Origin of the sequence: Sphingomonas sp., from assembly GCF_031380695.1 — a bacterium.
GTDB lineage: Bacteria > Pseudomonadota > Alphaproteobacteria > Sphingomonadales > Sphingomonadaceae > Sphingomicrobium.
This window is the reverse complement of record NZ_JANMWY010000166.1, coordinates 1-17572: the sequence shown is the minus strand read 5'-3', so window position 1 is coordinate 17572 and position 17572 is coordinate 1. Positions and strand designations below refer to the sequence as shown.

Below are 17572 nucleotides of genomic sequence, written 5' to 3'. Positions count from 1 at the left end.
CGCCCGACGATCCCGGGACCGATCAGCTTGCTGTCGAAGCCGCGGACGTCGCCAAACCCGAAATGGGTCGCGTGCAGCGGGCCGAGGAGGCCGCCGTCGGGATCGGATTTATAGGCGCGGAAGCGGAGATAGTCCGGCTTGCCCTTGGCGTCGGTCGTCGCCTGTGCCTCGTAACTCAGCGTCGCGATCTCCCCCGCGGCGAGGATGGCCACGCGCCGGTCGACCTTCGTCCCGCTATGCGCGTCATAAGTAACGCCGCCTGAAACGACGAAATCCAGCGCCGGGGCGCGCCACAGGCGATAGGGCAGGCGGACCTGCGGCAAATTGCCGAGATTGACACTGGCGGGATGGATCCGCGCCGCGCGATCGTGGCGTTCTTTCGCCAGCTCGACCGGCAATTTCGCCTCGGATTCAAGCAGTAGTGCCGATCCGGCGAGCGCCGGCCGGACCCCGATCCCGAACCAGCGCGACAGTGCCTTGGACTCGACGCACCAGCCTTCGGGCGTCTCGCGCACCGTGCCGGTCGACAGCATGTCATGCTGATCGGCGCCATAAGCGACCTGGCCCGAGCCAAGGTCGATGCTGATCTTGTTGGCTTCCTTGAAGGCCCAGCCGCTGACGCGTTTCGCGGCCAGATCGATCCGCATCGGCACGTCGAGCGTCGTCAGGAAATCGCCGAGGATGACGCACGCCCCCTCCGGCGTGCCGTAAGCGCGCACCCCGTCGCCCAGCCGCAGTTGGCGAATGGTCACGTCGAGCAGATATTGATCGTCGGGGTCGGCTTGCCACGCCGCAGCGACGGGCGTGGAGGATGCCGCACCCGTGGCAACGCTGCCCGCGGCGAGCGCCGGCAGCGTCAGCGCAGCGAGAATGCCGCGCGTCAGGTTGCGGAAAGCCCGCAACGGCGAGTCCCCCGGCGCCCGGCCCTAGCGCAGTACCGCCGAGGTCTGGGCGATCACTTCAGGGCCCATTTCCGTCGTTTCGACATATTGCACGGTCACCGGGCCACTGGCGGATGCGGTGAACTTGGGATCGACCGGGATCGCCAGGCTGCGCTCGCCGAGCTCGGTATAGATGGCAATGCCGCGCTGGACGGCGATCGGCTCCTTCACGCCGGCCTTCATCACCCGCACTTCGCCGAAGGTCGAGCGGCTGCCGCTGCGGCTGAGGTCGAGCGCGACCGACGGCTTGCCCGCCGCGCTGACGAGATGGACGTTGGCGATTCCCGCCTTGGCCTGGAGATTGCCGAGACGGACAATGACTGGAATGGTCACACCATAGACCGGGGTCAGCGCGAAGCTGATGCCCTTGGCCGGGGTCGTCGAGGCGACGACGGGGCGCGGCGCGGGGATCGCGCGGAACAGCAGATGAACTCGATATTCGCCATCAGGCAGCCCGGCTGGGGCGCGCGCTGCGATGTTGATGGACTGCGGTTGGTTGGGCGGCAGGGTGACCTTGCGCGGCGCGTAGAGGATCATGGCCTCGGCCGCCTTCTCCGCCTCGTTCGGCGCGGTGACATCGACGAGCGAGCCGTCCGCCGTCATCCGGCGCAACTCGACGCTGATCCGGTAGGTAGCGACATCATCGCCGATATTGTTGAGAATGATCTGCGTGCCCCGGCTGCCGTTGAGGATGATCCGGGTCGGGGCGACGAGCAGGTCACCGACCCCGGCGCGGGCGGGCGTCGGCAAAGCAGTCACGGCGGCGGCAATCACAAATGCCGAGCAAAGGGCGCGCGGGGAAAAGGTCACGAGCAGGTCTCCATCCAATGTGGATGTTTTCTGCATCCGGAGTGGTTACTTTATCGCTAACCATTCGGCGTGAATCGGCCTTCCCCACAGGAAAGGGGCCGCCGTTGCCGGCGACCCCTCAACTCTCCACTCGCGGCCGATCCTAGTTATAGTCGACCGTGACATTCATGTTGCCGGTGTAGACGCCGTCGGTCGTCGTCGTGCCGAGTGCGATCGAGCCGCCGACGTTAAAGTCGGTGCCGGGGGCGCCCGAATTGGTCAGGGTGACCGAAGCACCCGTCGGCAGCGCCGGGGTGAAGACGATCGTCGTGCTATCGGCAGCATTGACCAAGTTGGATGTCGCCGAATAGATTTTGACGACCTGGTTGTTGGTCCCGGCGACATTGTAGATCGCCTGCTTCGGAGTACCCGAACAGGTCAGGCCGACGCCGCACGTCACTGCACCGGCGGTGCTGACGGCAACGTTGGTCGCGCCAGTCACGGCGGTCAGGACGATCGTCCCGAAGTCGAGATTTTGCTTGGCGGTCAGCGTCAGCGGCCTGACGATCTGCGCCTTGGCGGTCGCAGGCGTCGTCGCGCCGACCGGAGCGGCCAGCGTCGGCGTCGCAACAAGCGCGACGGAAGCAAGAGTGGCGGCGACGGTCGCCAGGCGAGCAAATTTGGTCATGTCAAGAAAATCCCCACTGGTCTCGACCCGAACTGCCGGGCCGTGGTGAGGATGCTATTAACCACGCCTCCTTGCCGTTTTGCTCAACGACATGGTTTCCGCGTCGTTAAGCTTTGCACCGAAATGGAGTGGATTTGTCGGTTTGCGACGATCAGAGATAATCGACATCGACTTGGAAATCGCCGCGGAAATTGCCGTCAGTGGTACCGCTGACGTGAAGTTCCCCGCCGAAGCGAAAACTCAGCGTCCCATTCGCGCCGATTCGCGGAAGCGCGGGCAGGTCACTGCGGATCTGGTCGACGCGCACTTCGCCGCCCGAGGGCCCGTGAAGGGTGATCGAAGTCGGCAGGCTGATTCGCACGCTGCGCCCGGCCTCGCCGCGCACGGAAACTGTCCCGACCATCGCGCGGCCGCCGATCGTCAGCACCGCGCCGCTGGTCTGGCGCGACCCGTCTGGGGCAAGCATCGCCGTCCCGCCGCCCGTGCCGCCGAGCACCAGCCGGTCGAAATCGAGGCTGGTTTCGACCTGGAGCGTAACCGGAGTCGCTGCCTCCTCGATCGAGGTGGCCGCCGGCTCGCTGCACAGTCGGCACTGCCCCGACGCCGCGCTTGGCGAGGTCAACGCCGCGCCGAGCAAAGCGATCGCTAAGGTTAGGATACGGGCCACCATGGACCGCTCGCTATCGGCCAAGCGTTGAAAGCGGGTTAATGCGACAATAACTATGACCCGCAACCTCATTGGAGACCCCGCGATGCCCAAGATCGAAAAGACCGAAGCGGAATGGCGCCAGGAACTCGGCGAAGAGCGGTACCGCGTTCTGCGCAAGGCCGGCACCGAAGCAGCGTTCAGCGGTGAACTGCTCAACAACAAGGGCAAGGGCGACTATCTCTGCGGCGGCTGCGGCGCGCCCCTGTTTGCCAGCGATAGCAAATATGACAGCGGCTCGGGCTGGCCCAGCTTCACCGCCCCTGCCGAAGCCGGCGCGGTCGACGAGCATCACGACCACAGCCACGGCACGACCCGCACCGAGGTCCGCTGCGCCAAGTGCGAAGGCCATCTCGGCCATGTGTTTCCCGATGGTCCCGGCGCGAACGGCCTGCGCTATTGCATCAATTCCGCCTCGCTGGGTTTCGCACCGAAGGACGGCGACTGACGTCATAGCGTCGCCGTGCCTGGCGGCGAAGGGAGCGCTTCCCTTCCGCGCCCGCCCCCTCTAGTCATTGCCGCCAATGGCCACTGCTGCTCTCCGCCGCTCGCGGCTGAAATCAATCCTCCTCTGGCTCGCCGCGATCGCCGGTCTGGCCGCGCTCGTGCTCGGCATCGCGGTCGCGGTCGCGCAGTCGCAGCTGCCCGATTATGACCAGCTGAGAAAGCGCAGCGACCTCGGCCAGATGATCCGCATGCGCGCCGCCGACGGCACGGTGCTGGTCTCGCTGGGACCGAGTTTCGGGCGCTGGCTGTCCTACGACCAGATCCCGGCGACGATGCGCGCGGCGATGATCGCGGTAGAGGACAAGCGCTTCCGCCAGCACCCCGGCGTCGACCCGATCGGCATCGCAAGGTCGGTCCAGGTGCGCGTCACCAGCGGCAAGTGGAAGCAGGGAGGATCGACCATCACCCAGCAGCTGGCGCGCAACATCTTCCTCAACAATAACCGCACCTTTGGCCGCAAATTGCAGGAAGCGGTCCTCGCACTCGCGCTGGAATGGAAGTTCAGCAAGGACCAGATTCTCGAACTCTACCTCAACCGGGTCTATTTCGGTGGCGGCTCCTACGGCATCGACGCCGCCAGCCGGACCTTCTTCGGCCATGGCGCCGACCAGCTCAGCCTGGGCGAGGCGGCGATCGTCGCCGGGCTCGTCAAGGCGCCGTCGAATTATTCCCCCACCGCCGATGCCGAAGCCGCCAAGGGTCGCGCCGGCGTCGTCCTCAATTCGATGGTCGAGAGTGGATTCATCAGCCGCGCGGCGGCCGACGCGACCGATCCTGCCACCGTCCGCCTGCAGGCCGCCCCGCGCCAGAACAGCGTGCGCTATTTCACCGACTGGGCGATGCCGCAGCTCGATACGCTGATCGACGCGACGCGAGACCCGATCGACGTGTGGACCACGCTCGATCCCAAGCTGCAGATCGCGGCCGACAAGGCGGTCACCGCCAATACGCCGGGCGGCGCTCAAGGCGCGCTGGTCAGCCTCGATCGCGACGGAGCGGTGCGGGCGATGGTCGGCGGCCGCGATTATGTCAGCTCGATCTATAATCGCGCGACCCAGGCGCAGCGTCAGCCCGGCTCCTCGTTCAAGCTCTTCGTCTATCTCGCCGCACTCGAATCGGGCATGAAGCCGACGGACACGATGGTCGATGAGCCGGTCGAAATCGAGGGCTGGCGGCCGCGCAACTCGACCCGCGCCTACGCCGGCACGGTCACCCTGCGCGAGGCCTTTTCGCGCTCGATCAACACCATCAGTGCCCAGATCGGCGCGAAGCTCGGCTTTTCGACCATCGCCGACATGGCCCGCCGCTTTGGCCTGACCGCGACAATCTCGACCTATCCGTCGATGGTGCTGGGCACCGCCGACGTCCGCCTGATCGAGATGACGAAGGCCTTTGCTTCAGTCAACAATCACGGCATCAACATTGCCCCCTATGCCATTCGCAAGGTCGTCACCGCCGACGGCCGCCTGCTCTACAATCGCGAGGCGGGCGAGGATCGCGTCCTCGTCGCGCCATGGGTCGCGGCGGAAATGACCGACCTGCTGCAATCCGCCGTTCTGTCCGGCACCGGGCGCGCCGCCCAGATCGGTCGCCCGGTCGCCGGCAAGACCGGGACCACCAGTTCCAACAAGGACGGATGGTTCATCGGCTTCTCGTCCGGCATCACCACCGGCGTGTGGATGGGCCGCGATGACGCCAAGACTATCCCCGGGCTGCAGGGCGGCACCGCCCCGGCACGCGCCTTCCACGACTACATGGTCGTCGCCACCGCCAACCGCCCAGTCGAGCAGTTCGACACGACGGTCCCGCTGCCCGACTGGCAGCTCGAGCCCGACGAGGAAGCGATGGGGATGCCGGTCGACGTCAACGCCGTCTCCGCCGACGTCCCGATGGTCGATGCCGACGGCAATCCGCTGCCCCCGGCGAGCAGCGGCGGTCAGCCTGCAGGCGCGCCGAGCTCGGGTCAGCCGGCGGTCCGCCCTGACGGCACCGGATCGCCCGATCAAAGCTGGCTCGACGATGTCCTCAATCGCGGGCGTGACCGTCGCCCGGCGCCGGCGACATCGCGCCAGCCGCCGGCGTCAGCCGCTCCGGCCGACCCGGCGGATGACGGGAGCAACCCGCCGCAATAGCGCGCGGGCTGCGGCCACGTCGCCGTCGAACAGCGCCGCCTCCGCCGCCTTGAAGCGCGGACCGTGATCCATATGCAGCCGGTGCGCGACCTCATGCGCGACGACAAAGCGGCGCGCATCTGGCGGGGCGAGGATCAGTCGCCAGCTATAGCGAATCGCCCCCGCTGCCGAACAGCTGCCCCAGCGCGAATCGGCGTCACCGACCGATACGGCACGGACCGTGACTCCGGCGCGCGCGGCAATTTCAGCCGTCTCCGCCGACAGTCGCTCGCGGGCAAGCCGCTTCAGCCACGCCTCAATCCGGGCAGCATAGCCCTCGGGCGGCCCGCCGCAGGAGAGCCGATCACCGTCACGTCTGACGATCCGGCTCGCCCCATCGACCCATGCCAGCCGCACCATCTCGCCTTCCAGCGGGATGTCGGCACCGGGCTCGAGGGGCACGGCCACTGGCTGCCGCGCCAGCTGCGCCACGACCCATGCCTCCTGCCCCGCCGCCCATGCCAGGGCTGCGCGACGCGACGTTCGCGGCGGCACTGTCAGCATCAGCCCGCCACGCCGCTCGTCGAATCTCAGCTTCAGCCGCCGCGCGCGCGGATGGATCCGCAGCGTTACCGGCACCCCCGCCACCGCAGCAGTGGCCGGATCAGAGCGGGCGGTCGACGATGTGATGCTCGAGCTCCCCGGCGTCGGTTTCGCTGACCGTCCAGCCGCGCGTCGACTGGCCCGCCGCATGGACGCTCTCGCGATCCCCCGAAATGAGATAATGCCATTCGTACAGGGGCTTACCCTCGCTACGTAACCGATAGGCACAGGTCGATGGCAGCCATTCCAGCTCATCGAGCCGGTCCCGTTTCAGCACCACGCAATCGGCGACATATTTCTTGCGGTGTTTGTAGTCGGTGCATTGCGCGCTGCCGCGATCGAGCAATTTACACGCGACATTGGTCGGATACAGCTCGCCGGTCTCCTCATCCTCCAGCTTGTGCAGGCAGCAGCGGCCACAGCCGTCGCACAGCGCTTCCCACTCGCCCCGGTCGAGGGTCACCAGTGGCTTTTCCCACCACGGTGTCGGCCGACAACCATCACGGGGCTTTCCACCTGCTGTCGGGTCGCTATTCATCGCAATGCCAGCAATGGGCTGCCATGGCGTCCCGTTCAAGGCGTCCGTCGACCAGTCAGGGGATTATCATGATGCGTGGCAAGATGTTGATTGCCCTGGCTGCGCTGACGCTGGCCGCACCGGGAATCGCCCAGATCGGCGGAACCAGGGGCGAATCGTTCTTGAAGGCGGTACGAGAGGCCGACGGCAACAAGGCGACCGAGCTGCTCGACGCCAACGGGTCGACCGTCGTCAATTTTCGCGGAGCCAGCGGCGACATTGCGCTCAACATCGTCGCCCGGCGGCGCGACCTCAACTGGCTCGGCTTTCTCCTGGCACGCGGGGCCGATACCAACACCGTCGACAATCGCGGCGAAACGCCGCTGATCATCGCCTCGCGGCTCGGCTGGTCGGATGGTGCTGGCGCCCTGATCCTGCGCGGTGCACGGGTCGATGCGGTCAATCGCCTCGGGGAAACGGCGTTGGTTGCCGCCGTGCAGGCACGTCAGCCGGCACTCGTCCGCTTATTGCTCGAGCAAGGTGCCAACCCCGACAAGACCGATCATGCTGCGGGCCTCAGCGCACGCGACTATGCGAAGCGCGACCCCCGCGCCGCCGACATTCTCAGGCTGATCGAATCGGTAAAGTCCGCCAAGAAGAGCGTCGCCGGCCCCAAACTCCGCTAATTGCAGTCACCGAGCGTCGGGTCGATCTGGACCGACAGCCGCCGAGCGGCGCGCCGGGCAAAGCGCAGCAACTCCGCCTTGCGCCGCGCCGGGGCCAGCGCCCTCAGGGCCGCCTCGCGCACCACCGCGGCATCATAGCGGTCGGCCACGATCAGCCCGGCCGCCTCGGGCAGGAACGCCGCCGCCTCGGTATGATGCGCCAGCGCCTGCGGCACCGCCCAGAAAAAATGGTCGCTATAATCGAGATAATCGCGCCACTTGGCGTCACCGAGCAGGTCGGCCTTGCTGACCTTGATCTCGACGATCGTCAGCTGGCCCTGGCCGTCGATCGCCATCAGGTCGGCGCGGCGGCCATTGGGTAGCGGCACTTCACAGATGGCGAACAGGTCGCGGCGGCAGAACAGGCGCGTGACCCCGCGCGCCACGTCCGCCGCAATCGGCGCTCCGTCGAAGCAATCGGGAATCGGGCCGAGAATCGGGGCGCTGCTCACCCCCAATGGCTAGAACAAAACAGGATCGGGGACCAGCCCCGGCTTCTTAACGATAAAAGATGTGGTTGCCGATCGTCGCGACGCGGGTCGCGTGCCATGCCGGCGACACCCGCTTGGCGTGGAAGAACAGCGCCTTCGGAGCCGCCGAACGCATCATCCCTGAATCGACGATCGTCGCGATGGCGACCGCATTCTTCCATTGCTGGCCCGAACGCGGAACGCTTGGCAGCCTGTGGTTGCGGATGAAGCTGAACTGCCCGCGCTGCATCACGACGCCGCAATAGGATGAGGCAAACCGCCCCGACGTGGTACGGTTCGCCAGCACTTCGCCGACTGCCAGTTGGCCGGCCAGCGGCTCGCTCTTCGATTCGAAATAAATGGCGGTCGCGAGGCATTCGCGCTCGTGCGTCGTGGCTTCACTGCTGCGCAACCGCGTGACCATCGCGGTCAGCGATTCGCCGGGAACCTTGTTGTTATCATTGGTGTTTTGATTATTGTCCGACACGTCTTGATCGACCCGCGCGGGATCCGTGGACGGCGAGATCAGGGTTGGGGAAACCATTTCCGGCACTTCGTTGGAAGCAAGCTCGGAAGAAGCGGCGGCGGCGACCGGGGACAAATTCCCCGAGACAACCTGTGCCGGAGCCACCGAGGCCGAGGCCAGCGAGGCCAGGACCGTGACGGCAGTACGAAACGAAAGGGACACTCAAAACCATTCAACGTGCGGTGATCGTCCGCAGGGCCGGGCAAGGCGATGACGCCTGCGCTAAATCCCTGTTTCTTATCCCCGTCTGCGTGGCATCCGCTGGCCCGATTGGCCGTTGCGACATGCCCCCCGCATTGCTTGCCCCGCTCCTGTTCCCGGGCCGGCGCGGGCAATCAACCCAAATCGGTCGTTTCAGCGATGAATCGTTCCGCCGACGGGACGTCCAGTTCAATTTGCCATTCGTCGGGGTCGCCGCGTCGCCGCTTTTCGAGGAAATTGCGCAACATTCCGGCGTCCGCCGTCGCCGGCCCGACCCGCGCCCAGCCATAGTTGCCGCTCATCGTCAGCTCCCGCGCAAGACAGGTTACCGCCGCTCCCCGCTCGCTGATCGCCAGCAGCAGTGCGCCGCGAGTCGCGTCACCCTTGTGCAGCACCGCGCCGAAGCCACCTCTCTGTTCGACCAAGCGGAGCAAGGCCGACGCCTCGACCTCGGCCGCGAGCCGCGCTTCGCTCATGCCAGCGCGCGTTTGGGGCAATGCGCGTGCTCGCATCGCGCGACGTCAGGCGGCGTCACGTTCATCGGTTCCCATCAGCACGGCGGCAAAGGCATCGCGACTGCGCGCACCGCGCAATTTCTCCAGCGTCGCGGGATTGCGCATCACCCGGCTGACCGCCGCCAGTGCCTTCAGATGCTCGGCCCCGGCTTCGAGCGGCGAGAGCAGCAGAAACACGATATCGACCGGTTGCCCGTCGATCGCCTTGTAATCGACCGGCTCGGCCAGCCGCGCGACCAGAGCATAGAGCGACGCGATCCCTTCGAGCTTGCCGTGCGGGATCGCCACGCCATTGCCAAAGCCGGTCGTGCCGAGCTTCTCGCGTTGGGCGATGCAGGCCTGGACCACGTCGCTCGGCAGGCCGAGGCGCTGCGCCGAGACGCTGGCCAGCTGCTGCAGCAAACCTCGCTTGCTGTTGGCGGACACACCGACGCGGATCGAGTCGAAATCGAGGAACTGGGCAAGCTGCATGGACAACTATCTTCACGACTGGCGGCACACCGCAACCGGCACGCCGGTGTTGCCGCAATTGGGGACAGCGGCCCCTAGGCGCTTGCACTGCGCTTGTCAGGCCCCGGCCGGTTCGACCCAGCCGATCGTGCCATCCCCTCGTCGATAGATCATGTTGAACGCGCCGGTCTTGGCATTCTTGAACATCAGCGCGTTGGTATTGCGCAGGTCGAGCATCATCGCCGCGTCGCCGACTGTCGCCTCGGGGATATCGACCCGCGTTTCGGCGACGATCGCCGGGCTGTGCGGCATCGGCGCCTCGTCGTCCTGCGGCACGGCGAACACGGTGTAGCCGGCGTCTCCGCTGCTTGCGCCTTCCCCGCTGGGGGCGGGTTCGCTTGCCCCGCGCCGTTCACGCAGCCGGTCGACATAGCGGCGCAACTGGCGCTCAATCTTGTCGGCCGCGCCTTCGAACGCGACATGCGCGTCGACCGCGCGGTTCGACGCCTTCAGCACGACGCCGTGCGCCACCGGCGCGACGATGTCGCAGGTAAAATCTTCATAAGGTCCGCGCCCGAAGGTGACGTTGGCGGCAACCGCGCGGGAGAAATATTTCTCGGACATGGTGCTGATTCGCGTGGCGACATGGCTTTGCAGCGCTTCGCCGGTGTCGACCTGATGGCCCGATACCCTGATGTCCAAATCCTGTCTCCTTTTCGCGCGCCACGAGAGCAGGCGCGACTGTCATGACGTCATGCCGCCGACAGGAACTGTGCCCACAACGGCTGCTTCAATCGATCGATAAACGCACGATGACGCGAAATTTCCGCATCGCTTGGCGGAAAGGGTCGCGCCGGCCGCACTGGCCGCGTCGCGATCGACGAAGCGCCCGTTGCCGTTTCGGCCGCAACCGCTTCGGCCACCAGCCCCAGTCCGATCTGCCGCCCGCCCGTCAGCTCGACATAGACATGCGCCAGTAATTGCGCGTCGAGCAGTGCGCCATGCTTGATCCGCTGCGACCGGTCGACGCCGAAGCGGGTGCATAGCGCATCCAGGCTATGCTTGGCCCCCGGATGCCGGCTGCGCGCCATCATCAGCGTGCAGATCATCCGGCTCAGGCAGATCGGGTCGCGCCCGCACCGCTCCAGCTCATGGTTGAGAAAGCCCATGTCGAACCCGGCATTGTGCGCGATCAGCGGCGAATCGCCGATGAACCCCAGCAGCGCCTCGGCCTTTTCGTGAAAGCGCGGCTTGTCCGACAGGAATTTCTCGCTCAGCCCGTGGACCGCTTCGGCCTCGGCCGGCATCGACCGCTCGGGATGGAAATAGGCGTGAAACTCGCGCCCGGTCTCGCACCGGTTGATCATTTCGATGCAGCCGATCTCGACGATGCGGTCGCCCCCGGCCGGGCTGAGGCCAGTCGTTTCCGTGTCAAAAATAATTTCGCGCATGGCGACTTTATCGACCTGTCGGCAGCCCAAGACAAGCGAGGATCGCGTTCACCTCGGCGCGGGTTTCGGCCAGGCTGCGGCTGGTGTCGATGACGAAGTCGGCACGCCGGCGCTTCTCCGCGTCCTCCATCTGCCGCGCGATGATCCCGTCATATTTCGCCACCGTCATCCCCGGCCGGGCCAGCACTCGTTCACGCTGCACTGCCGCTGGCGCCGACACCACGATCACCTTGTCGAACGCCTTGTCGCCGCCCGTCTCGAACAGCAGGGGAATGTCGAACAGCAAGGCCGGCGCGCCGCGATGGGCAACCAGGAAATCCTCCCGCGCGCCCTGCACCGCTGGGTGGACCATCACTTCCAGCGCCGCCAGCTCGTCGCGGTCGGCCAGCACCCGCGCGCCCAGCCGGTCGCGGTCGACCGCGCCGTTGACGATCGCATCGGGCCAGCGCGCCCCGATCTTCTCGACCAGCGGCCCACCCGATTGCAGCCGCCGCACCTCAGCATCGGCATCGAACAGCGGCACGCCCGCGTCGACGAACATCTGGGCGACGGTCGACTTGCCCATGCCGATCGAGCCGGTCAGCGCCAGTTTGAGCGTCATGCGACCAGCAACGCACGCAGCTCATCGGCATGCTGCTCGAGCGGCGCGGTCTGGCCGAAGAAGCGCTCGAACCCCAGCGCGGCCTGATGAATCAGCATCCCCAGCCCGTCGACCGCGCGCAATCCATGGGCGCGCGCCTGGCGCAGCAAGGGAGTGTCGACCGGCGCATAGACCAGGTCGCTGACCATCGCCCCCGCCGCCATCCGCCCGCAATCCACCTCCAGCGGATCGAACCCCGTCATGCCCAGCGGCGTCGAGTTGACCAGCAAATCGGCCCCGTCGATCGCATCGGCCCTGTCGGCCCAGCCATACCAACGATCGTCGGGCCCAAGGAAATCCGGACGGACGCGACTGACCAGCACCACTTCACCCAGCGCTTGATAATGGTCACCAAGCGCCAACCGGACCGCGCGCGCCGCGCCGCCCCCGCCGAGCAGCACCGCCCGCTTTCCCGCCAGCGGTGCCACATCGCCGCCCTCGCTGCCCATCTCGTCAAGCGCGCGCGAAAAGCCCTCGGCGTCGAAATTGTCGCCGGCCAGGTCGTGATGCCCCGGCGCGACGCGGTGGACGCAGTTGATCGCGCTGATCTCGCGCGCAGCCCATTCGACGCGGTCGACGAACGGCGCGATTGCCCGTTTGTGCGGCATGGTGACGTTGCACCCCAGCCACGCCGGATCGGCCCGTCGCGCGGTAAAATAATCGCCGATCCCGTCGAGTGGCACCCGCACCGCCCGATAGTCTGCCTCGATCGCCAGCTTTTCCAGCCAGAAACCATGGATCAACGGCGACTTGGAATGGCCGATCGGATCGCCGATCACCTCCGCATAGGGCCGTGACGTCATGACATCATGCGCCGCTGACGCAGCGCCCCGAGCAAAGGCAGCAGCGGCAGGCCGAGCACGGTGAAATGGCTCCCCTCGACCGTATCGAACAGCGTCGCCCCGCGCCCTTCCATCCGAAACACCCCCGCGCAATGGCCGACTGCGGGCCATTCGGCGTCGAGATAGGCGGTGATGAATGCCTCGGAAAGGGCCCGCACCCGCAACGTCGTCCGCTCGGCATGACGCCATTCAATCTTATCTCTGCGCGCAACAACAACCGCGCTCACGATGGCCATTACCTTGCCCGAAAAAAAGCGGAGATGCTCGGCCGCTTCGGCGCGATCGCGCGGCTTATCGAACCGCGAACCATTGCACTCTGCGATCGAATCGCTGCCGATCACCCAGGCTTCCGGCACCCGCGCCGCGACCGCCAGCGCCTTGGCTTTGGCCAGCAGTGTCGCCAGTTGCTCGCTGCTTCCAACGAACCCCGCCTTCAGCCGATCCTCATCGACGCCCGGCCGCTCGACCGCAAATTCCAGCCCGACTCCCGTAAGCAACGCCCGACGAATATCGCTCCCTGATGCCAGGATCAGTCGGGTCATCGTAGCCGGGACAGACTTGTGGAAAAACTCATGATGTTCCGTAGCGCGGTTGCGAGGACGGGCCAACGTCGCGTTCCGGTCCCGGCTCGCCCCTGCGCCACACCCGATTGCGTCCACAAGACTCTGCCCCGCACTCGCCGCCTGTGAATCGTGGGGAACATGTCCGGCGACTCGCGCACCTTCGCTGAGTCGCGCCGCACCCGCCCCTGTTGGCAAAAGTGGGACGCCCCACTAAACCCCGCAACCAAGCGCCCATCAACTAGATCATCTCTTTTAAGAATCTTTAAAGAATAGGAAGAATAGTGGCATCCTCGCCGGGTTCCGCCCCCTCCATAGAGCCGGTCGTGACCGACAAGCCGCTGCTCGCCGTCCTGCGCGGCGAACGGCGCGATCCCCCCCCCGTCTGGCTGATGCGCCAGGCTGGCCGCTACCTTCCTGAATATCGCGATTTGCGTGCCCGCACCGGCGGCTTTCTTGACATGGCCTACAGCCCCGAAGCCGCCGCAGAGATCACGTTGCAGCCGCTGCGCCGCTACGGTTTCGACGGCGCGATCCTGTTCAGCGACATTCTTATTGTCCCGCACGCGATCGGTCAGCATCTGAAGTTCGTTGCCGGCGAAGGCCCGCGCCTCTCGCCCCGACTCGTGGAGGCCACGCTGGAGGGCCTGCAACCGGTGCTGGAGCGCCTCGAGCCGATCTACGCGACGGTGCGAAGGGTGAAGGCCGAACTGTCGCCCCAGACGACTTTCCTCGGCTTTGCCGGCAGCCCGTGGACGGTCGCAACCTACATGGTCGCCGGCCAGGGCAGCCGCGAGCAATCCGAGGCTCGCCGCCTGGCCTATGCCGACCCCGCCCGCTTCCAGGCGATCATCGCCCGCATCGAGGAGGTCACGCTGACCTATCTCTCGGGCCAGATCGCCGCCGGGGTCGACGCGGTCCAGCTGTTCGACAGCTGGTCGGGCAGTCTCGCTCCGGCCGAATTCGACCGCTGGGTCATCGCCCCGACCGCGCGCCTCGTAACGGCGCTCAAGGCGCGCCATCCCGATACCCCGATCATCGGCTTTCCCAAGGGTGCCGGGGGTAAACTTGCCGCCTATGCGCAGCGGACCGGCGTCGACGCGATCGGCCTCGACGAGACCGTCGACCCGGCCTGGGCCGATGCGTCGCTTCCACTGAGCCTGCCCGTTCAGGGCAATCTCGATCCGCTGGTGCTCATCGCCGGTGGCGAGCGGCTGACCGAAGCGGTCGACCGCATCCGCCGCGCCTTTCCCACTCGTCCGCACATCTTCAACCTCGGCCACGGCATCCAGCAGGATACGCCGCTGGCCCATGTCGAACAGCTCGTCGCGCTGCTGCGAGCCCCGCTATGACCGACTGGATCGGCTTTCTTGGCAACGCCTACCCGTGGGTCAAGGCGGCCCATGTCACCTTCGTCATCTTCTGGATGGCTGGCCTGTTCTTGCTGCCGCGCTTCTACGTCTATCATCATGAAACACTGGCGGGATCGGTCGAGGATCGTGCCTGGATCGAGCGCGAGTCGCGCGTCCGCTCGATCATTCTGACTCCGGCCATGCTGATCGTGTGGCTGCTCGGCCTGCTCCTCGCGGTGCATATCGGCGCCTTCGCCGAGCATTGGTTCAACGCCAAGCTCGCGTTGGTCCTGCTGCTGACCGGCTATCAGGGTTGGCTGAGCGGCTATGGCCGCAAGCTCGCCGACGGCAAGCGTCCCCTCGCCAATAAGACGCTGCGCATGCTCAACGAAGTTCCGGGGATCGCAACCGCGCTGATCGTCGTGCTGGTCATCGTGAAGCCGTTTTAACGGCGGGTTCTCCACATCCGTGGGGCCAGCACCATATTGACTTGATCAGGACCGCGACCTAGGGCCGGATCATTCGGCCGCGCCGGCCTGTTTTCATGAAATCGTCGGTGCGCGCCCCTCCGAGCGGCGTCCTGTCGCGCGACGAATTCCCCTGCAGCGCCGAACATAGAGCCACACATGCACCTCAAAGACCTCAAGAAAAACACCCCCGCCGAACTCGTTGCCATGGCCGAGGAGATGGGCATCGAGGCCGCATCGACCATGCGCAAGCAAGATCTGATGTTCTCGATCCTCAAGATTCGCGCCGAGTCCGGGGCCGAGATCATGGGCATGGGCACGGTCGAAGTTCTCAACGACGGCTTTGGTTTTCTGCGCAGTCCCGAGGCCAATTATCTTGCGGGCCCCGACGACATCTACGTCACGCCCAACCTCGTTCGCCGCTTCGGCCTGCGCACCGGCGACACCGTCGAGGGTGAGATCCGCGGGCCCAAGGACGGCGAGCGCTACTTCGCCCTGAACCGCGTCACCCAGATCAACTTTGACGATCCCGAAGCGGTGCGCCATCGCGTCAACTTCGACAATCTCACCCCGCTCTATCCCGACAGCAAGCTGCGCCTCGACACACTCGATCCGACCGTCAAGGACAAGTCGGCCCGCGTCATCGATATCGTCTCGCCCCAGGGCAAGGGCCAGCGCGCGCTCATCGTCGCCCCGCCGCGTACCGGCAAGACCGTGCTGCTTCAGAACATCGCCAAGGCGATCACCGACAATCACCCCGAGGTCTTTCTGATTGTTCTGCTGATCGACGAACGCCCCGAAGAAGTCACCGATATGCAGCGCAGCGTGAAGGGCGAGGTCATTTCATCGACCTTCGACGAGCCCGCCAGCCGCCACGTCCAGGTCGCTGAAATGGTTATCGAAAAGGCCAAGCGCCTCGTCGAACACAAGAAGGATGTCGTCATCCTGCTCGATTCGATCACTCGCCTCGGCCGGGACTACAACACCGTCGTCGCGTCATCGGGCAAGGTCTTGACCGGCGGTGTCGACGCCAACGCCCTGCAGCGTCCCAAGCGCTTTTTCGGCGCCGCGCGCAATATCGAGGAAGGCGGCTCGCTCTCGATCATTGCCACCGCGCTGATCGATACCGGCTCGAAGATGGACGAAGTCATCTTCGAAGAGTTCAAGGGCACCGGCAACAGCGAAATCGTCCTCGACCGCAAGGTCAGCGACAAGCGCATCTTCCCATCGCTGGACGTCGGCAAGTCCGGCACTCGCAAGGAAGAACTGCTGGTCGATCCGTCGACGCTCAGCAAGATGTGGGTCTTGCGCCGCATCCTCATGCAGATGGGCACGATCGACGCCATGCAGTTTCTGCTCGACAAGATGAAGGACGCCAAGTCGAACGAAGACTTCTTCGCCTCCATGAACCAGTAGCTGAGCCGGTAAATCCGGCACGCTTTATACGTGTCGGTTTGTCAGCCTTTCGCTAAGAGCAAACAATGCTCCCCATCCTCAACTTCGCCTCGATCCTGACCCCGACCGGCTTCGCCCAGCTCGGCCAGATCATCCTCGGCGACCTCACCATGGCTGGCGACAATGTCGTCATTATGGGCACGATCGCCTCTGGCCTGCCCGACAAGGAGCGCCGCAAAGTCCTCCTTTTGGGGGTCAGCATTGCGCTGGTGTTCCTGATCGGCTTCGCGCTGATCGCGACGCAGCTGCTGAAGATCACCGGTCTGCTGTTCGCGGGTGGTCTGCTGTTGTTGTGGGTCGCGTACAACATGTACCGCGAGCTTCACCCATTGAAGAATGTCATTGCCGACGATCCTGCGACGCCCGCCGTCGAGGGCCCGCCCGCTTCGAAAAGTTTTCTCAAGGCCGCGATCCAGATCACCCTCGCCGACCTGTCGATGAGCCTCGACAATGTCCTGCTCGTCGCCTCGATCGCGCGTGACAATCCGGCACTGCTGTTCATTGGCCTGACCTTCTCGGTCCTGCTGATGGGCCTTGCCGCGAACCTCGTTGCACGGCTCGTCCAGCGTTACCACTGGATCAGCTACATCGGCCTGGTCGTCATTCTCTATGTCGCCTCGACGATGATCTACGATGGCTGGCTCGGCGACGAGCATATCCAGGGCATTCGGAGCTTCTTCGCCTGACAGTCTGCTTGCGATCATCGGTTCTGCCGGGCAAAGCGCTTTGATGGACATCTCCGCTTTGCTTGACCCTTCGGCCCTGACGGCGCTTGCCGAAATATTGATGATCGACATCGTTCTTGCTGGCGACAATGCGATCGTCGTCGGCGCGCTTGCTGCCGGACTGCCCGCCGACCAGCGCAAGAAAGTGATCATGCTCGGCGTCGCCGCCGCGCTGGTCCTGCGGATCATGTTCGCCTTGGCCGTCACTCAGTTGCTGCAAATCGTCGGGCTCATCCTTGCCGGCGGACTCCTCTTACTGTTCGTCGCGTGGAAAATGTATCGCGAACTGCGCCACGCGCAGGAGAGCGGCGGATCGCCCGAAGTCGTCGGG

Annotated in this window: 22 protein-coding genes and 1 pseudogene; 8 read left to right on the top strand and 15 right to left on the bottom strand. The window is 65.5% G+C overall.

Annotation, left to right across the window (positions count from 1 at the left end):
• The 4 genes and pseudogenes from RMN84_RS06330 to RMN84_RS06315 form a co-directional block, all read right to left on the bottom strand.
• Positions 1 to 902, bottom strand: a pseudogene (locus tag RMN84_RS06330) (carboxypeptidase regulatory-like domain-containing protein); the annotation flags it as partial.
• 24 nt (positions 903 to 926) lie between these two features.
• Positions 927 to 1751 carry a molecular chaperone gene (locus RMN84_RS06325; protein ID WP_309611343.1) on the bottom strand — a complete coding sequence of 275 codons (825 nt, stop codon included), beginning with the start codon at positions 1749 to 1751 and terminating at the stop codon, positions 927 to 929.
• 142 nt (positions 1752 to 1893) lie between these two features.
• Entirely contained in the window at positions 1894 to 2418 is a 525-nt protein-coding gene (locus RMN84_RS06320; protein ID WP_309611342.1) for a DUF4402 domain-containing protein, read from the bottom strand.
• Positions 2419 to 2569: 151 nt separating this feature from the next.
• A complete protein-coding gene (locus RMN84_RS06315) occupies positions 2570 to 3088 on the bottom strand; it encodes a DUF4402 domain-containing protein (protein WP_309611341.1) in 519 nt (172 codons plus the stop codon).
• An 82-nt stretch (positions 3089 to 3170) separates the two neighbouring features.
• On the opposite strand from RMN84_RS06315, the gene msrB reads away from it, so the two are divergent.
• Both msrB and RMN84_RS06305 read left to right on the top strand, forming a co-directional pair.
• Positions 3171 to 3572: a peptide-methionine (R)-S-oxide reductase MsrB gene (gene msrB, locus RMN84_RS06310; RefSeq protein ID WP_309611340.1), complete on the top strand. Its 402-nt coding sequence runs from the start codon at positions 3171 to 3173 to the stop codon at positions 3570 to 3572.
• 76 nt (positions 3573 to 3648) lie between these two features.
• Entirely contained in the window at positions 3649 to 5763 is a 2115-nt protein-coding gene (locus RMN84_RS06305; protein ID WP_309611339.1) for a PBP1A family penicillin-binding protein, read from the top strand.
• Here the strand turns inward: RMN84_RS06305 and RMN84_RS06300 are convergent.
• Positions 5713 to 6381: a SprT family zinc-dependent metalloprotease gene (locus RMN84_RS06300; protein WP_309611338.1), complete on the bottom strand. Its 669-nt coding sequence runs from the start codon at positions 6379 to 6381 to the stop codon at positions 5713 to 5715. The two genes, RMN84_RS06305 and RMN84_RS06300, sit on opposite strands and share 51 nt — an antisense overlap.
• Before the next feature lie 25 nt (positions 6382 to 6406).
• Positions 6407 to 6883, bottom strand: a complete 477-nt coding sequence (locus RMN84_RS06295; RefSeq protein ID WP_309611337.1) for a YcgN family cysteine cluster protein — start codon at positions 6881 to 6883, stop codon at positions 6407 to 6409.
• Between the two features lie 68 nt (positions 6884 to 6951).
• Between RMN84_RS06295 and RMN84_RS06290 the strand changes: the two genes are divergently transcribed.
• Positions 6952 to 7548, top strand: coding sequence for an ankyrin repeat domain-containing protein (locus RMN84_RS06290; protein ID WP_309611336.1), 597 nt, complete (start codon positions 6952 to 6954; stop codon positions 7546 to 7548).
• Here the strand turns inward: RMN84_RS06290 and RMN84_RS06285 are convergent.
• The 9 genes from RMN84_RS06285 to RMN84_RS06245 all read right to left on the bottom strand — a co-directional run bounded on the left by RMN84_RS06285 (position 7545) and on the right by RMN84_RS06245 (position 13224).
• Positions 7545 to 8039 carry an MmcB family DNA repair protein gene (locus RMN84_RS06285; protein WP_309611335.1) on the bottom strand — a complete coding sequence of 165 codons (495 nt, stop codon included), beginning with the start codon at positions 8037 to 8039 and terminating at the stop codon, positions 7545 to 7547. The genes RMN84_RS06290 and RMN84_RS06285 overlap by 4 nt on opposite strands.
• A gap of 46 nt (positions 8040 to 8085) precedes the next feature.
• Positions 8086 to 8745: a cell wall hydrolase gene (locus RMN84_RS06280; RefSeq protein ID WP_309611334.1), complete on the bottom strand. Its 660-nt coding sequence runs from the start codon at positions 8743 to 8745 to the stop codon at positions 8086 to 8088.
• A gap of 173 nt (positions 8746 to 8918) precedes the next feature.
• Positions 8919 to 9260 (bottom strand): DUF1491 family protein, encoded by a 342-nt coding sequence (locus RMN84_RS06275; RefSeq protein ID WP_309611333.1) that lies wholly within the window; start codon positions 9258 to 9260, stop codon positions 8919 to 8921.
• 45 nt (positions 9261 to 9305) lie between these two features.
• A complete protein-coding gene (locus RMN84_RS06270) occupies positions 9306 to 9770 on the bottom strand; it encodes a PTS sugar transporter subunit IIA (RefSeq protein WP_309611332.1) in 465 nt (154 codons plus the stop codon).
• A gap of 96 nt (positions 9771 to 9866) precedes the next feature.
• The gene (gene hpf, locus RMN84_RS06265) at positions 9867 to 10451 is read right to left on the bottom strand and encodes a ribosome hibernation-promoting factor, HPF/YfiA family (protein ID WP_309611331.1); all 585 of its coding nucleotides are present in this window, start codon (positions 10449 to 10451) and stop codon (positions 9867 to 9869) included.
• 50 nt (positions 10452 to 10501) lie between these two features.
• Positions 10502 to 11200, bottom strand: a complete 699-nt coding sequence (gene dnaQ / locus RMN84_RS06260; protein WP_309611330.1) for a DNA polymerase III subunit epsilon — start codon at positions 11198 to 11200, stop codon at positions 10502 to 10504.
• A 7-nt stretch (positions 11201 to 11207) separates the two neighbouring features.
• Positions 11208 to 11801 carry a dephospho-CoA kinase gene (coaE, locus tag RMN84_RS06255; RefSeq protein WP_309611329.1) on the bottom strand — a complete coding sequence of 198 codons (594 nt, stop codon included), beginning with the start codon at positions 11799 to 11801 and terminating at the stop codon, positions 11208 to 11210.
• Complete coding sequence (locus RMN84_RS06250) at positions 11798 to 12643, bottom strand: shikimate dehydrogenase (protein ID WP_309611328.1); 846 nt, start codon at positions 12641 to 12643, stop codon at positions 11798 to 11800. Before RMN84_RS06250 ends, coaE begins: the two co-directional genes overlap by 4 nt.
• On the bottom strand, positions 12640 to 13224 hold the full coding sequence (locus RMN84_RS06245; RefSeq protein WP_309611327.1) for a Maf family nucleotide pyrophosphatase: 585 nt from the start codon (positions 13222 to 13224) through the stop codon (positions 12640 to 12642). Before RMN84_RS06245 ends, RMN84_RS06250 begins: the two co-directional genes overlap by 4 nt.
• Positions 13225 to 13568: 344 nt before the next feature.
• Here RMN84_RS06245 and hemE point away from each other — a divergent pair, with 344 nt between their 5' ends.
• The 5 genes from hemE to RMN84_RS06220 all read left to right on the top strand — a co-directional run.
• Entirely contained in the window at positions 13569 to 14594 is a 1026-nt protein-coding gene (gene hemE / locus RMN84_RS06240) for a uroporphyrinogen decarboxylase (protein ID WP_309611326.1), read from the top strand.
• Positions 14591 to 15043, top strand: coding sequence for a CopD family protein (locus RMN84_RS06235; protein ID WP_309611325.1), 453 nt, complete (start codon positions 14591 to 14593; stop codon positions 15041 to 15043). The genes hemE and RMN84_RS06235 overlap by 4 nt, the downstream gene beginning before the upstream one ends.
• Before the next feature lie 177 nt (positions 15044 to 15220).
• The gene (gene rho / locus RMN84_RS06230) at positions 15221 to 16477 is read left to right on the top strand and encodes a transcription termination factor Rho (protein WP_309611324.1); all 1257 of its coding nucleotides are present in this window, start codon (positions 15221 to 15223) and stop codon (positions 16475 to 16477) included.
• A gap of 65 nt (positions 16478 to 16542) precedes the next feature.
• Positions 16543 to 17202: a YjbE family putative metal transport protein gene (locus RMN84_RS06225; protein ID WP_309611323.1), complete on the top strand. Its 660-nt coding sequence runs from the start codon at positions 16543 to 16545 to the stop codon at positions 17200 to 17202.
• 43 nt (positions 17203 to 17245) lie between these two features.
• On the top strand, positions 17246 to 17572 hold a 327-nt coding region (locus tag RMN84_RS06220), incomplete at its 3' end, for a TerC family protein (protein WP_405051453.1).